The sequence below is a fragment of the Myxococcus xanthus genome, assembly GCF_006402735.1.
GTDB classification, from domain to species: Bacteria; Myxococcota; Myxococcia; order Myxococcales; family Myxococcaceae; genus Myxococcus; species Myxococcus xanthus_A.
This window is the reverse complement of record NZ_CP017174.1, coordinates 2,268,863-2,282,328: the sequence shown is the minus strand read 5'-3', so window position 1 is coordinate 2,282,328 and position 13,466 is coordinate 2,268,863. Positions and strand designations below refer to the sequence as shown.

Below are 13,466 nucleotides of genomic sequence, written 5' to 3'. Positions count from 1 at the left end.
GCTATTCCTCCGGCCCCGAGGGGTCCAGCGAAGCTTCTCCGAGCAACCGGTAGATGACGTCCTCCGAGAAGCCTCGGCTGTCCAGGAGCCGTCCTGCGCGGGCCCGCTCCTTGGCCCCCAGCGGGCGGCCGAGCAGTCCCCGCTTCTCCAGCACCGCCCGCGCCGTGGCCAGCGCGTCGAAGGACACCGCGTCGCTCGCCTCGGAGATGGCCTGCTGGGCGGTCCCCTCCTCCAGCCCGTGCGCCCGCAGCCGGTGCGCCACCGCATCTGGCCCCAGCCGGCCTCGGCCCAGGAGCAGGGTGGCTCGCTCGCGCGCGAAGCGTTCGTCGTCCAGGTAGCCCCAATCCTTCACGCGGGCGAGCGCGGCTTCGCACACCGCTTCGGTGAAGCCCTTCCGGGCCAGGGCCTGCTCCAGCTCGCGGCGGCTGCGCCCGCGCATGGACAGGAGCTTCAGGCACGCGTCCGTGGCACGGCGAACAGCGTCGGGCCCTTCGTCCTCCGGATGCATGGCGGGATACCTAGCATGTGGTAACAGGCCCGGCCATGCACCCCGTACTCGCCCGCTTCCTCGCCGCCGATGCCGCTCGGGAGACGCTCCTCAAGCAGCAGTCGGGCGGAGACCTCTCTCCGGAAGAGCAGGCCTTCACCGACGCCGCCTCCGCGAACCCGAAGCACAAGTCCGTGCTGCTGGGCGTGGGCGGCCGCACCCTGTCCACCGATGCCCAGGCTTCGCTGGTGCTGCTGGCGGCCCACGCCGCGGTCCGCGCGCTGGACCAGGACGCCACCCTGGCGGAGCCCACGAAGAAGGCCCGCGAAGCCCTGGCCGAGGAAGGCGCCAGCCCGGAGGAGACGGACGCGTTCCTGGCCTCCATCCTCCTGGAGGAGGCCTTCGGCTACGAGCAGGACGTGGACGCGTTCGACAGCGAATACGTGAAGGAGTCGCTGGGCGAAGTGCCCGCGCTGGCCGCGCTCACCAAGGAGGCGGTGGACGCGCTCTTCCTCACGTTCGTGAAGGCCGCCGCCAACGACGCGGAGCGGAAGGTGCGTGAGGGCGTGGCCCGCGCCCTCTTCGACATCGCGTGGTCGGAAGGGCCCGCGCCCATCAACCCCGAGCACATGGAGGCCGTGCTCGACGCGGAGGTGGTGGACCGGCCCGAGGAGGAACAGGAGGCCAAGGTGCAGGCGACCGCGCAGCTGCTCCAGGCGCTGTCCAAGGAGGGCCTCATCGGCCCCATCCGCTTGTCCCGGCTGCGCGCACTGCTAGGTGAGGACGACGCGTAGCAGCCGCGGCACGGAACGCCCTGCCCTTTCCGGGTGGGCGCCGTGAACCGCTAGAAGCGCTCGATCTGGAAGTCGTCGTCCCCACCTGCCGCGGCGGGTGCCGGGGCCGGAGCGGGCGCTGGCGGGCGCGCGGCAGGCGGCGCCATGGGACGCCCCACTGGCGCGCCAGCCGGAGCCCCCGGACGCATGGCCTGCGGCGGCGGAACGCCCGGACGCATCTGCTGCGATGCCGGAGCCGCCGGGCGCATGGGCTGTGCCATGGGCGCCGGAGCAGGCGCGGCCTGTGGCGCCGGAACAGCCGTGGGCGCCCCCTTCTGAGCGAAGGCGGAGGAGCCGGGGATGGGCCGCGACTCGCCGGGCTTCGAATCGAAGTTGTCCCACTTGGAGTCGGACGTGCCGCTGATGCCGGAGAAGCGCAGCGCGAAGTCGTCCGGGTTGGTGGCCTGCCGGTGGGCCTCCTCGTAGGTGACGAGCCCCTGCCGCACCAGACTCATCAGGGACTGGTCGAAGGTCTGCATCCCGTACGTGTCCGTGCCCTGGGCAATGGCGTCGTGGATCTCCTTCGTGCGGTCCTTGTCTTCGATCATCTCGCGGACACGGGCCGTGACGCGCAGCACCTCCACGGCGGCCACGCGGCCCTTGCCGTCCGCGCGCGGCACCAGACGCTGGGACACCACGGCCTTGAGCACGCTGGCCAACTGGAGGCGCACCTGCTTCTGCTGATGCGGCGGGAAGGCGGAGACGATGCGGTTGATGGTCTCCGTCGCGTCCAGCGTGTGCAGCGTGGACATCACCAGGTGGCCCGTCTCCGCGGCGTGGAGCGCCGTTTCGATGGTCTCGTGGTCACGCATTTCGCCCACGAGGATGACGTCCGGGTCCTGCCGCAGCGCGCTCTTGAGCGCCTGCGCGAAGCTCATCGTGTCCACGCCCACCTCGCGCTGGTTCACGATGGAGCGCTTGTCGCGAATGAGGAACTCGATGGGGTCCTCAATCGTCATGATGTGGCTGGTCTCGTTGGCGTTGATGTGGTCGATCATCGCCGCCAGCGTGGTGGACTTGCCGGAGCCCGTGGTGCCCGTCACCAGCACCAGGCCGCGCTCCTCACCGCAAATCTTGGCGAGAATCTGCGGCAGCAACAGGTCCTGGATGGTCATCACCTTGAAGGGGATGACACGCAGCACGGCGCCCACGGTGCCGCGCTGCTGGAAGACGTTCACGCGGAAGCGCCCGAGCCCCGGCACGCCGTAGGCCAGGTCCACCTCGTTGCTCCCCTTGAACTTCTCCTTCTGGAACTCGTTCATGATGCCAAAGGCCATGCGCGCCACCTCCTCGGGAGGGAGGCGGCGGCCGTCCTTCAGCGGAACCAGCGAACCGTCCACGCGGAACATGGGCGGCAGGCCTGCCTTGAGATGAATGTCGGAGGCACCGCCGCGCAGGGCGATCTGGAGGATCTCGTTGAGTTCCATGAGCGGCGCAAATCCTACCAGACGCTCGCGCACGCATGCGATGGGGCGTGATGGACCCCGAAAACACATCGGCGGAGGCCCTCGGATGAGGACCCCCGCCGCGTGAGGACAACCCAGCTGCCAAGCGAGTGGCTTAGCGCTTGGAGAACTGGAACCGGCGACGCGCGCCCGGCTGGCCGTACTTCTTACGCTCGACCGCGCGAGCATCGCGGGTGAGGAAGCCGGCCTTCTTCAGCGCCGGACGGAACTCCGGGTTGAAGGAGCACAGCGCACGGGCGATGCCGTGACGGATGGCGCCGGCCTGGCCGGAGAGACCGCCACCCTTGACGTTGACCGTCACGTCAACCTTGCCCTTCTGCTCGAGGATCTCGAGGGGCTGGTTGAGGACCATCTTGGACGTCTCACGGCCGAAGTACTCGTTCAGCTCGCGGCCGTTGATGGTGACGAGGCCAGTGCCAGGACGAATCCAGACGCGGGCGGTGGCCTCCTTGCGGCGGCCGGTGGCGTAGAAACCGAGCTCTTGGTGGATGGGCATGGACGTTATCTCCCTTACGCCTCGACCTCGAACGCGGCAGGCTTCTGGGCCGCGTGCGGGTGCGTGTCACCTGCGTAGACCTTCAGCTTCGTCATCATCTGGCGGCCCAGCGCGTTGCGCGGAAGCATGCGCCGCACGGCGTTGATGATGATGTCCTCGGGGTGACGCTGGCGGAGCTTCTCCAGGTTGGTGACCTTCAGGGCGCCCGGGAAACCCGCGTGCGGGTGCCGGTAGTACATCTTGTTCTGCTCCTTCGTACCCGTCACCTTCACCTTTTCGGCGTTGATGACGACCACGTGGTCGCCCGTGTCAATGGACGGCGTGTAGATGGCCTTGTGCTTGCCCTTCAGCAGGGTGGCAATCTGGCTCGCCGCGCGGCCCAGCACCTTGTCGGACACGTCGATGACGTGCCACTGGCGCTTGATGTCCCCAGCCTTCGCGCTGTAGGTCTTCTGCGACATTTCGTGCACTCCAGACTTCTCGCGGCCGCCGTGTGCATTCCAGGGACCGCTGCTCGTGCTTAATCAACCGCGGGTCGACCGTGAAAACTTCACGGAGGCCCGGAAAGGCCGACCGTCCTAGTGGGTGTGGCGGATCAAGTCAAGGTCACACCGCACCAGACGCCCGGATTCCCCGATCACCCCCGCCCCAACGCCCCCTTCAGGAGGCGGGCACCTACCTGGCTGCTCCCCCAGACGTCCCGGTGCCACCCGGAGGCGCTCCCGGAATCCCGGGTTTCTTGAAGCGCTCCTTCAAGTTGGCGAAGAAGTTCTTCTCCTCCGTGGTCGGAGGCCCCTGACGCGGCGCGTCTAACTCCACTATCTCAATCACCTCCGGAGGCAGGTCCTCCAGGAAGCGCGAGGGCGTGCGGGGCACCTCCTTGCCGCGCTTCACGCGGGTGGCCGCGCGGGTGAGGTAGAGGACCTCCTTGGCGCGGGTGATGCCCACGTAGCAGAGGCGCCGCTCCTCCTCGAGGTTCTGCGCCTCGCCCTGCATGCCTCCGTGGGGCATCAGGTCCTCCTCCATGCCGATGAAGAAGACGAGCCGGTACTCCAGGCCCTTGGAGGCGTGCACCGTCATCAGGGTGACGCGGCGGTTGGCGCCCGGCACCTCCTCCTCCTCCTGCCGGGTGTCCAGGCTCAGGCGGTTGAGGTACGTCGGCAGGCTGGCCTTGGGGCCCTCGCGCTTCTCGAAGTTCTCCAGCGAGTTGAGGACGCCGTCCACGCCCTTCAGCTTCTTGTCCGCGGCGGTGGCGCTGGTCGCGTGGGCGCGGGTGGCCTCGCGGAAGCCAATCTCCTCCAGCAGCTTGCGCGTCACGTTGGCCAGCTGGCCGTGCTCGTACGCGGCGCGGTAGCGCTCCACCAAGTCCACGAAGTCCATCACCCGGGCCCCGGCCCCCGGCGGCAGGTCCTCGTAGTCGGCGGCCTTCTTCATCACCGTCCACAGCGTGACGCCCTCGCCCCGCGCGTGGACGTTCAGGCGCTCCATCGTCACGTCGCCAATGCCGCGCGAGGGCACGTTGACGATGCGCAGGAGCGAGATTTCGTCCAGCTTGTTCACGATGACCTTGAAGTACGCGATGACGTCCTTCACCTCGCGCCGATCGAAGAACTCGCTGCCGCCCACCACCTCGTAGCCGATGTTCTTCTCCCGCAGCGTCTCCTCGATGGGGCGGGACTGGCCGTTGGTCCGGTAGAGCACGGCGATGTCGTCCGCGGAGATGCCCAGGGCCATGTGCTTCTGGATTTCGTGCGCGACGAAGCGGGCCTCCTCTTCGTCATTGGGACACGTCACCACCTTCACCTTCGTGCCCCCGGTGCGGTCGGTCCACATCTGCTTGGCCTTGCGCTCGGGGTTCTTGGCGATGACGGCGTTGGCCGCGTCCAGGACCGTCTGGACGGAGCGGTAGTTCTGCTCCAACCGGACCTCCTTCCCTCCCGGGAAGAGGCGGTCGAAGTCGAGGATGTTGCGCACCTCCGCGCCGCGCCACGAATAGATGCACTGGTCGTCGTCACCCACCGCGCACACGTTGCGGGAGCGGCCCGCCAGCAGCTTCAGAAGCTCCAGCTGCGCGGTGTTGGTGTCCTGGAACTCGTCCACCAGCAGGTAGCGGAAGCGCTTGGTGTACTTCTCGTAGAGGTCCGGATGCTCGCGCAACAGGCGCGCGGGCAGCAGCAGCAGGTCGTCGAAGTCCACCGACCCCTGCGCCTTCAGCGACAGCTGATAGTCCGGGTACACCATGTGGGTGATGAGGTCGTAATCATCCCCAATCCCCTCCGGCTTGGGCTCCGGCGCCTTGCCGGAGTTCTTCGCCTTGGAGATGAGGTTGAGCACCTTGCGCGCGTCGAACGAGCGGTCGTCGATTTTGTGCTCGCGCATGGCGCGCCGGATGTTGGCCAGCTGGTCGCCCATGTCGGCGATGGCGAACTTCTTGGGCCAACCCAGCCGGTGGATGTCCTCGCGGAGCATCTCCGCGCCAAAGGCGTGGAAGGTGCACACCAGCACGCCCTGCGCCCGAGGTCCCGCCATGTGGACCAGGCGCTCCTTCATCTCCGTGGCGGCCTTGTTGGTGAAGGTCACCGCCAGGATGTTGCGGGCCATGATGAGGCCCGGCCGCTCGTTGAGCAGGTGGACGATGCGGTGGGTGATGACGCGAGTCTTGCCGCTGCCAGCGCCTGCCAGCACGAGCAGCGGTCCCTCGATGGTGACCACGGCCTCGCGCTGCGGAGGATTGAGCTTCGAGAGGTCCATTGCGCGCGGGGCGGGGATACCCTTTGATTCGTTCGTGCGCGACTCTTTTTTCCCCAGGCGCTCTGGCGCTGTTCTCGCATTCGTCCTGGGCACGGGCTGCCTCGGCGAGTCCGGCTCGTCCCCGGAGGTGACACCCGAGGTGTCGGCGGAGAACGCGCCCTGCGTGTACTTCAAGCAACTGGCGCCCTTCCTTCCAGAACGGCTGGACGGCTTCACGGTGGCGCACACCCAGGGCTCCACCGGGAAGTACGGCGAGGTGTCCGTCTCCGAGGCCGAGCGGCTCTACACCCGAGGTGAGGGACGTGAGGTGAAGGTGCGCATCGTGGACACCACCATGGGCGAGCGCATTGGCAAGGCCATCCAGGAGGCCGCCGACCGCTCCCGGGGCAAGGCGGCCAGTGACCCGTCCGCCCCCATCCACCTGGACGACGCCGTGGGCTTCGTGCGGTACGACGCGGAGGAGTCCGTGGCCGAAGCGAACCTCCTTGTGGGGGGGCGCTACGTGGTTGCCGTCACCAGCCGGGGATTTCCGGGTACGGTGGAGGTGCGCCGGGTGGCGCGCGGCATCGACCTTGCGGGACTGGCTCGCCTGAGGCCCGGTCCGAACTGATGAAGGAGTGTCCCAGGTGGTGAAGGACAAAGGAACGCGGCCCGATAAGGCGGACCTGGTCGCGCAGGAGAAGGCGGCGCGGGAGCTGGTGTCCACCCTGGGCAAGCGGGAGTTCCTGGATCAGTTCCAGAAGCTGGCCAAGAGCTTCGCGTCCGACCCGGGCAACCCCGGCTCCTACGCGTGCGAGGGCTGTCAGCGCTGCGCCAACTGCATGTTCTGCAAGGACTGCGACAGCTGCTTCACGTGCACGCACTGCACCCGGTGCGAGCTGTGCAACAACTGCTCGCACTGCGTGGACTGCAAGAGCTGCAACGCCTGCGCGTACTGCGTCCAGAGCGAAAATTGCTCCACCAGCGCGTACCTGGTGCTGTGCCGCAACCTGCAGGACTGCAACTACTGCTTCGGCTGCGTGGGCCTGGCGAAGAAGGACTTCCACATCCTCAACGTGCCCTTCCCACGGACGGAGTACTTCAAGGTCGTGGGCCGGCTGCGCAAGGAGCTGGGGATTCCATAGGCCCCAGCCCCTCCCCTTCGCTCGCTAGAGGGCGCGCACGTAGAGGGCCTTCAGGTACTCCGTCTCCGGCAGCCCGGCCAGCACCGGGTGGTCCAGCCCCGCGCCCCGCCGCTCCAGAATCTGCACTGGCCGCTTCGCATCCGCGGCGGCCGCCAGCACCATCTCCTCGAAGGCGGCGCGGTCCAGCTTGCCGGAGCAGGAGCAGGTGACGAGCAGCCCGTCCGGCTTGAGGCAGCGGAAGGCGCGCAGGTTCAGCTCGTGGTAGGCGCGCAGCGCGGTGGCCAGGCCCTCACGGCGCTTGGCCAGTCCGGGCGGATCCAACACCACGGTGTCGAAGCGGCGCCCGCTGGTGTCGAAGCGGCGCAGCACGTCGAAGGCGTTGGCGTTCTCCACGGTGACGTTGGCGCGGCCGTTGGCCTCGGCGTTGGCCTTGGCGCGCGCGGCGGCCTTCTCGTCCTGCTCCACCGCCAGCACGGACGTGCAGGTGCGTGAAAGCGAGAGCGCGAAGCCGCCGTGGTAGCTGAAGAGGTCCAGCGCGTCGCCGCGCGCCAGCTCCCCGGCCCGCAGGTGGTTGTCCACCTGGTCCAGGAAGGCGCCCGTCTTCATGTCGCCCTGGAGGTCGACCTCGAAGCGGTTCTCCCCCTCGTGGTAGGCGAAGCGCGCGGCGCCCTCGCCGTGCAGCAGGCGCGCCTCGCGGGGCAGGCCCTCGAAGTCACGGCCGGAGGCGTCGTCCCGGCACATGACGTGGGTGGCGCCGGTGAGCTCCACCAGCATCTTCGCCAGCGTCTCCTTGCGCGCGTCCATGCCCTCGGAGAGCGTCTGGAGCGTGAGGCCCTTTCCGTAGCGGTCCACGAAGAGGCCCGGGAGCTGGTCCGCCTCGCCGTGCACCAGCCGCAGCCCGTCACGGCCGGACAGGAATGCCCGGCGCGCCAGGGCGGCCTCCAGACGGCGGCGGAAGAAGGCGTCGTCCACCGGCTCCTCGGCGGGCCCCTTGCGCGTCAGCAGGCGCAGCGCCAGGGGCGAGCGGCGAGCGTAGAGCGCCTGGCCAATGGGATTGCCCTGGGAGTCCACCACCAGCACCACGGCGCCGGCGCCCTTCACGTCGGGCGGGGCGGCGATTTCGGTGCGGTACACCCAGGGATTGAAGTGCCGCAGCGAGCGCGCCCCCTTGGGGGTGACGCGCGCGACGGGCAGGGCTGCATGGGGGGGCATCAGGCTCACTCCAGGCCGCGAGCGGCCAGTTCTTCGTCGTCCTCGCCGCGAAGGTGCCCGATTTCGTGCAGCAACGTCACGCGGATCTGCTCGCGAAGTTCCTCAGGCGTCCGGACGGCGCGCGCCAGGTTGCGGCGGTAGAGCACCACGGAGCGGCACGGTACCTCGGAGCCATCACAGGGCTCAGCCAGCGGAGGGCCCCGGAAGAGCCCGAGAATCGTGGGCGACAGCGGCGGCTGGTTGGCCAGCAGGTCCGCGTCCGCGGGCAGTTCCTCCGCCGTGACGGGCACGCCGTCCAAGTCCCCGCGCATGTCCTTGGGCAGCTCGGCGACGGCCCTCACCACCTCGGCGCGGAAGTCCTCCTCCGCGGGCAGCGGAGGCTCGGGGAAGTCGTCCGGCGCCAGCGTGCGCGCCTTGTCGAAGTGGCCCTGCGCCTGCTTCCACTTGCCCTCGCGCTCCAGCAGGAGCCCCAGGTGGTGATGGGCGTGCGCGGCCCGCTCCGGGTCGTCCACGAGGCTGGTGAAGGCGGTGCGGGCCTCGCGGAAGCGGCACAGCTCGAAGAGGGCCAGGGCGCGCTCGTAGAGGGCCTCGCGGCTGCCGGGGTTGCGCGCGAGGACGATGGCCGAGTGCGCCAGCGAGGACTCCGCCTGCCCCAAATCGTTGAAGGCCATGGCGGCCACCAGCGCGAGATGCGGGATCAGCTCCGGGGGCGTGTTGGGCTGGGACAGGCCGCGCTCGGCGTAGAGGGCGCCCAGCTCGTCCCGCTCCCGGGTGGAGGGCAGCTGCACGGCGTACAGGTGCGCCGAGCCCAGAAGCGCGGACGGGTCCCCCGGGTCGATGGCGAGCGCCCGCGCGTAGGCGAGCTGCGCCTCTGTCTCGCGGCCCAGGGCGGCCAGCGCCACGCCGCGCTCCGCGTGGGCGGCGGCCAGGTCCGGCTCCAGCGCGGCGGCCTGGGCGGCGCAGGACAGTGATTCCTCGAAGCGGCCTTCCTCGAAGTAGCGGCGCGACGCATCCAACGGGGCGGCGCCGTCCGAGCGGCACACGGCCAGCGGCTGCATCCGGTGAGTGGCGTCCTCCAGGGGCGGTGCGGGACGCACGCTGGCGGTGGGCGCCCCGGCGCCAGGCGCGCTGAGGGCGGGCACGGCCGGACAGGACGCGTCCGGCGCTTCAGAGGCCGGAGGGCCGCGCTTGCAGGCAGCGATGAGGAGACAGAAGGCGAGCAGACCGCGCCGCGACATGGGCCGCCAGGGTACGGCATCACCCCGTGGCCGGGAAGCCGAGACGTGCACGCCCGCTTGCTGACGCGACCGGACACCCACCCGCCCCGCACTGCACTAGGTTGCCCATCCCATGAGCGAATTGATTCTGGCCTCCACGTCGAGCGCCCGGCGGGCCCTGATGGATGGACTGAGGCTGCCCTACCGCGCCGAGGCCCCCGGCGTGGACGAGGTCGTAGCCCCACACCTGTCGGTGACGGAGGCCGTGCGGGAGCTCGCGTCACGCAAGGCCCGCGCGGTGCATCAGCGGCACCCGGAGGCCTGGGTGCTGGGCGCGGACCAGCTCGTCGAGGTGGCGGGCGAAGTCCTCTCCAAGCCCGTGGACCGGAACGCGGCGCGCGAGCAACTGCGCAAGCTGGTGGGCAACACCCACGCCATCCACACCGGGGTGTGCCTGGTGGGCCCCGGAGGCAAGGTGCTCGAAGCAGTGGAGACGGCCCGGCTGACCTTCTACCCGGTGAAGGAGGAGGAGCTGGAGCGATACCTCGACCTGAACGAATGGGAGGGCTGCTGCGGCAGCTACCGCGTGGAGGACGCCGGACAGGCCCTATTGGAGCGGCTCGACGGCGACCGCTCCAACGTGCAGGGCCTGCCCATGGTGACGGTGGTGCGACTGCTGCGGGAGGCGGGCTTCCGGTTCTTCTGAGCGCCGCTGACGCCCGCGCCGTCACGCGTCGGAGGACAGCTCCCCGAGAATCTCCGCGTAGGCGGCGCGCGCCTTGTCGGCCTGGTCCGCCTTGAAGCTCACCGCGGCCACCACCGGGTGTCCGCCGCCGCCGTAGCGCCCCGCGATGGCGGACAAATCGTGCCGCCGCAGCTCCGGCTTCCACGGGTTGGAGCCGATGGACACCTTGGCCCGCGAGGCGCCCTTCCCCACCCACAGCGTGTAGCGCGCGTCCGGGTAGAGGGCATAGGCGATGAACTTGTTGAGGCTGTCCACGCCCTCGTCCACCAGGTCGAAGAAGACGACGCCGCGCTCGTAGCGCGCCCGGGCACGCACCAGCTCGATGTTCGACTGGTGGCGCGCCAGCAGCGGCGCCAGCGGCGTGGCGATGAGCGGCGAGGCGGCGATGTCCGCCAGCGACTCGGACTGCATGCGGCGGATGACCTCGGGGATGAGGCCCGGGTCCTTGTTGGCCTCCAGCACCGTCATGATGCGCAGCGCGGGCTCCTCCAGCGCCACCGCCATCTGCGGCGAGGGGAACTGGGCCCCATCGATGATTTCCGCCCAGTGGATGAGGTCCGCCAGAGGCGACGCATCCCAGCCGAAGCGCTCCCGGGCCACGTCCGCCAGGTACTTCGTGCAACTCTTGCGGTGCGCGTCGTGGAACTTGCGCCCGCTGGTGTCCGCGCGGAAGTGCGCCTCGTCCCCCGGCTGCTGGAAGGCGGAGGCGTGGTGGTCGAACCACCAGGTAAGCCGCGCGTCCTGGCTGTAGCGGAAGTCGACGATGACATTCTCCTCGCCGGTGAACACGGCCGGATCGATGCCCTCGGCGCCCGGCTTGTGGTTCAGACCGAGGTACCGGAAGGCCGCCTCCGGACGGATGCGCTCCCGGTAGAAGCGGGAGAACACGGCCGCGCTCGCGGCGCCGTCGAAGCAGCTGTCGTGAAAGAGGACCTGGACGTTCATGGCGATGAGCCCCTTACTGCAACGCGAGTCCCGCGCCCACCGTCGTGAAGGCCACCTCGTCCGCGCCGCCACTCGCCTGGGCAGCCACCACCGCCAGCCCCACGAGCCGCCCGTCCGCCAGCACCCCGCACGCCAGCGTGCCTCCCGCGCCACCCGGCGTGCGCAGCGGATGCACGGTGGCCTTGCTCCCCAACGCCGGAGGCGCGGGAAGTGACACCGCCTCACCCAACGTGCCGCCCAGCGCCTGGAGTAACCCCTTGCACCCCACGGCCGCCGCCTTGCCCGTGCCGCGCTCCACCCAGAGCAGGCCATAACGCCCCTGCGCCATGTCGCCGAAGCCCACGCCGCCGCCCTGCAGGGTGGACGCGGGCAGCACCAGGTGCGGTGCGAGCTGCTCGCGCGTCAGCTGTCCCCACCCCGCGGGCAGCTCCAGCCGATACCCCAGCTCGCTGCCCACCAGGGACTGACGCACACCCGCGCCCGACGTCCCCGCGATGGGGAGCGCCAGCAACCCCGCGGAGGCGACCGCCGCCCCCAGCCCCAAACCCAACCCCAGGTAGCGCCGCATGGGCCCCGGCTCGCCCACCACCATGACCAGCGCGAGCACCCCGAGGATGAAGTAGGCCACGTGGACGGGGGCCAGCGGTGCCTCGCGCGCCAACCAGCCCGTGGCCAGCAGTTGCACCACCACGCCCACCTGCGCCATCCCCTTCGCGGGGCCGCGGTTGAGCACCAGCACCAGCGCGAGCACCGCGCCCAGGCACACCAGGCCGTACGTCCACGTGGGGTCCTCCAGCGAGCCCAACAGGCCCGCGGCGCGGACGAACCAGGCCGCGGCGCTCGCCAGCAACACCCCCGCAGCAGGGCCCGGATGGGCGGACACCGCGCTGGTGACAAGGTCCCCGCCGAACACCGTGGCGTCGTCGTCCGCCTCCACCATGGGCCGGTCCAACCGCATCCGGCCAACCTTCTTGTGGGACTGGAGATGGTCGAACGGCTCCCCGCACGAGGGGCACGCTCTGGCACCGCGCGGAATGGGGCTGTGGCCGCAGTTCGGACAGAGAGTCTGGGGCATGCCCCCGGCGTATACCGCACTGCCCGCGCCGCCCACGAGGCCACGACAGTCGTGTCAGGATGTTCTGGCTTTCCGCCCGGAAAGACGGACTTCTGCGGGAAGGCTCGACTCTGACATCGAGGTCAGATTGGACCTAGGTGCCAAGAATTGTAAGCCACGTGACGAAACGGGGCCGTTGAACGAAACGTCGAGATTGCGCTCAGAGTGAACGAAAACGCTCGATGAAACGATTCATACCCGGGCAGCACCGTGAACCCAGCGAGCTGACTATCTGCTTAACCCCGCTTTCTGCCTGGGAAATGAGGGGCATTGTCCCACCGGCCAGGTAGTCAGGCCGCTGGCACCTCAACTGCATGTGTCAGACCCACGGTGTACTCACCCGCGTAGCACGGTGCGGTGGGAGGAACCCATGGGCAAGCGGACGACTCGTAGAAGTGGCGCGGTTCCCAGGCAGGGCCGGCGGGTGATGCCCGCGCTCCGGCGAACGGCCCAGCGGGCCCGGGCGGCGGCGGGCAAGGTCCACCTGACGGTGGGCGAGGTCATCGCGGCGGCCTTCGAGACCTCCGGCGGGGAGCTGGTGGACGTGCTGGCCCAGCTCACCTCGCCGCAGATGACCCGGGCGCTGGGGCGCCGCATCGTCGTGGAAGGCTGAGCCCTCCGCCCCTGTCCCGGCCGGCGTGGCGCGCGCGTCTGCCCCCGCGGCGGCGTGGACGTCAGTCTCCCGCCATCAGGATGCCAGCGTTGTAGCGCTGCCGCGTGGGTTCTCCCGCGAGCAGCTTCTCGAAGTCTTCCGCGTTGTTCGGGTGCACCAGGAAGCTGCCGGAGAGTGTCTCCAGGCGCACAGGTGCGGCCAGCGGCTGTGGCTCCTCGGCCACGGTGCCACCACAGCCCTCGTCCAGGCTGTGAGCCGGCACGGTGGCGCAGGCGGTGAAGAGCAGGAAGCCAGGAACAAGAAAGCGCCTCATGCGGGTCCTCCGGTGGACGGACCCTGGGGTGGGCCCGCGCGCCCCTCCCTATGCCGCATCTCGCGCGGTGACAAGGCGCCGCGCGCCATCCCGGAAGCGACGAAGGCCCGCGCCCCCCTGGGGAGACGCGGGCCTGGGACTTCACGCCGT

15 protein-coding genes are annotated in these 13,466 nt (G+C 69.7%); 5 read left to right on the top strand and 10 right to left on the bottom strand.

The annotated features are described in order from the left end of the window. Position 1 precedes the first annotated feature (1 nt). Positions 2–508 carry a regulatory protein RecX gene (locus tag BHS09_RS09675; protein ID WP_140789137.1) on the bottom strand — a complete coding sequence of 169 codons (507 nt, stop codon included), beginning with the start codon at positions 506–508 and terminating at the stop codon, positions 2–4. A gap of 35 nt (positions 509–543) precedes the next feature. Here BHS09_RS09675 and BHS09_RS09670 point away from each other — a divergent pair, with 35 nt between their 5' ends. Continuing rightward, positions 544–1,281, top strand: coding sequence for a hypothetical protein (locus tag BHS09_RS09670; protein ID WP_174260010.1), 738 nt, complete (start codon positions 544–546; stop codon positions 1,279–1,281). 50 nt (positions 1,282–1,331) lie between these two features. Here the strand turns inward: BHS09_RS09670 and BHS09_RS09665 are convergent, their stop codons facing one another. The 4 genes from BHS09_RS09665 to BHS09_RS09650 all read right to left on the bottom strand — a co-directional run bounded on the left by BHS09_RS09665 (position 1,332) and on the right by BHS09_RS09650 (position 6,033). Further along, positions 1,332–2,747, bottom strand: a complete 1,416-nt coding sequence (locus BHS09_RS09665) for a type IV pilus twitching motility protein PilT (protein WP_140797741.1) — start codon at positions 2,745–2,747, stop codon at positions 1,332–1,334. Positions 2,748–2,880: 133 nt separating this feature from the next. Beyond that, positions 2,881–3,282: a 30S ribosomal protein S9 gene (gene rpsI / locus BHS09_RS09660; protein WP_140789134.1), complete on the bottom strand. Its 402-nt coding sequence runs from the start codon at positions 3,280–3,282 to the stop codon at positions 2,881–2,883. Positions 3,283–3,296: 14 nt separating this feature from the next. After that, the gene (gene rplM, locus BHS09_RS09655; protein WP_140789133.1) at positions 3,297–3,743 is read right to left on the bottom strand and encodes a 50S ribosomal protein L13; all 447 of its coding nucleotides are present in this window, start codon (positions 3,741–3,743) and stop codon (positions 3,297–3,299) included. Between the two features lie 214 nt (positions 3,744–3,957). Beyond that, positions 3,958–6,033 (bottom strand): ATP-dependent helicase, encoded by a 2,076-nt coding sequence (locus tag BHS09_RS09650; RefSeq protein WP_140797740.1) that lies wholly within the window; start codon positions 6,031–6,033, stop codon positions 3,958–3,960. 127 nt (positions 6,034–6,160) lie between these two features. Between BHS09_RS09650 and BHS09_RS09645 the strand changes: the two genes are divergently transcribed. Beyond that, positions 6,161–6,643: a hypothetical protein gene (locus BHS09_RS09645; RefSeq protein WP_140796400.1), complete on the top strand. Its 483-nt coding sequence runs from the start codon at positions 6,161–6,163 to the stop codon at positions 6,641–6,643. Between the two features lie 16 nt (positions 6,644–6,659). Continuing rightward, positions 6,660–7,157 carry a caib/baif family protein gene (locus tag BHS09_RS09640; protein ID WP_174258706.1) on the top strand — a complete coding sequence of 166 codons (498 nt, stop codon included), beginning with the start codon at positions 6,660–6,662 and terminating at the stop codon, positions 7,155–7,157. Positions 7,158–7,181: 24 nt separating this feature from the next. On the opposite strand, the gene BHS09_RS09635 is transcribed toward BHS09_RS09640, so the two are convergent. Both BHS09_RS09635 and BHS09_RS09630 read right to left on the bottom strand, forming a co-directional pair. Further along, positions 7,182–8,369 carry a class I SAM-dependent rRNA methyltransferase gene (locus tag BHS09_RS09635; RefSeq protein WP_140789130.1) on the bottom strand — a complete coding sequence of 396 codons (1,188 nt, stop codon included), beginning with the start codon at positions 8,367–8,369 and terminating at the stop codon, positions 7,182–7,184. A 5-nt stretch (positions 8,370–8,374) separates the two neighbouring features. Continuing rightward, positions 8,375–9,607, bottom strand: a complete 1,233-nt coding sequence (locus BHS09_RS09630) for a metallopeptidase family protein (RefSeq protein ID WP_174259229.1) — start codon at positions 9,605–9,607, stop codon at positions 8,375–8,377. Positions 9,608–9,719: 112 nt separating this feature from the next. On the opposite strand from BHS09_RS09630, the gene BHS09_RS09625 reads away from it, so the two are divergent. Next, on the top strand, positions 9,720–10,292 hold the full coding sequence (locus BHS09_RS09625; protein WP_140789127.1) for a Maf family protein: 573 nt from the start codon (positions 9,720–9,722) through the stop codon (positions 10,290–10,292). Positions 10,293–10,313: 21 nt separating this feature from the next. Here the strand turns inward: BHS09_RS09625 and BHS09_RS09620 are convergent, their stop codons facing one another. Next, positions 10,314–11,276 (bottom strand): DHH family phosphoesterase, encoded by a 963-nt coding sequence (locus BHS09_RS09620; protein ID WP_140789126.1) that lies wholly within the window; start codon positions 11,274–11,276, stop codon positions 10,314–10,316. A 13-nt stretch (positions 11,277–11,289) separates the two neighbouring features. Next, positions 11,290–12,351 (bottom strand): zinc ribbon domain-containing protein, encoded by a 1,062-nt coding sequence (locus BHS09_RS09615; RefSeq protein ID WP_140789125.1) that lies wholly within the window; start codon positions 12,349–12,351, stop codon positions 11,290–11,292. Between the two features lie 409 nt (positions 12,352–12,760). On the opposite strand from BHS09_RS09615, the gene BHS09_RS09610 reads away from it, so the two are divergent. Next, positions 12,761–13,003 carry a hypothetical protein gene (locus tag BHS09_RS09610; RefSeq protein WP_043612925.1) on the top strand — a complete coding sequence of 81 codons (243 nt, stop codon included), beginning with the start codon at positions 12,761–12,763 and terminating at the stop codon, positions 13,001–13,003. A gap of 61 nt (positions 13,004–13,064) precedes the next feature. Here the strand turns inward: BHS09_RS09610 and BHS09_RS09605 are convergent, their stop codons facing one another. After that, complete coding sequence (locus tag BHS09_RS09605; RefSeq protein WP_140797739.1) at positions 13,065–13,316, bottom strand: hypothetical protein; 252 nt, start codon at positions 13,314–13,316, stop codon at positions 13,065–13,067. Positions 13,317–13,466 lie beyond the last annotated feature (150 nt).

Coding starts and splice junctions, on each gene's coding strand:
- BHS09_RS09675 (WP_140789137.1), bottom strand. CDS start 508: ATGCATCCGGAGGACGAAGGGCCCGACGCTGTTCGCCGTGCCACGGAC.
- BHS09_RS09670 (WP_174260010.1), top strand. CDS start 544: ATGCACCCCGTACTCGCCCGCTTCCTCGCCGCCGATGCCGCTCGGGAG.
- BHS09_RS09665 (WP_140797741.1), bottom strand. CDS start 2,747: ATGGAACTCAACGAGATCCTCCAGATCGCCCTGCGCGGCGGTGCCTCC.
- rpsI (WP_140789134.1), bottom strand. CDS start 3,282: ATGCCCATCCACCAAGAGCTCGGTTTCTACGCCACCGGCCGCCGCAAG.
- rplM (WP_140789133.1), bottom strand. CDS start 3,743: ATGTCGCAGAAGACCTACAGCGCGAAGGCTGGGGACATCAAGCGCCAG.
- BHS09_RS09650 (WP_140797740.1), bottom strand. CDS start 6,033: ATGGACCTCTCGAAGCTCAATCCTCCGCAGCGCGAGGCCGTGGTCACC.
- BHS09_RS09635 (WP_140789130.1), bottom strand. CDS start 8,369: ATGCCCCCCCATGCAGCCCTGCCCGTCGCGCGCGTCACCCCCAAGGGG.
- BHS09_RS09630 (WP_174259229.1), bottom strand. CDS start 9,607: ATGTCGCGGCGCGGTCTGCTCGCCTTCTGTCTCCTCATCGCTGCCTGC.
- BHS09_RS09625 (WP_140789127.1), top strand. CDS start 9,720: ATGAGCGAATTGATTCTGGCCTCCACGTCGAGCGCCCGGCGGGCCCTG.
- BHS09_RS09620 (WP_140789126.1), bottom strand. CDS start 11,276: ATGAACGTCCAGGTCCTCTTTCACGACAGCTGCTTCGACGGCGCCGCG.
- BHS09_RS09615 (WP_140789125.1), bottom strand. CDS start 12,351: ATGCCCCAGACTCTCTGTCCGAACTGCGGCCACAGCCCCATTCCGCGC.
- BHS09_RS09610 (WP_043612925.1), top strand. CDS start 12,761: ATGGGCAAGCGGACGACTCGTAGAAGTGGCGCGGTTCCCAGGCAGGGC.
- BHS09_RS09605 (WP_140797739.1), bottom strand. CDS start 13,316: ATGAGGCGCTTTCTTGTTCCTGGCTTCCTGCTCTTCACCGCCTGCGCC.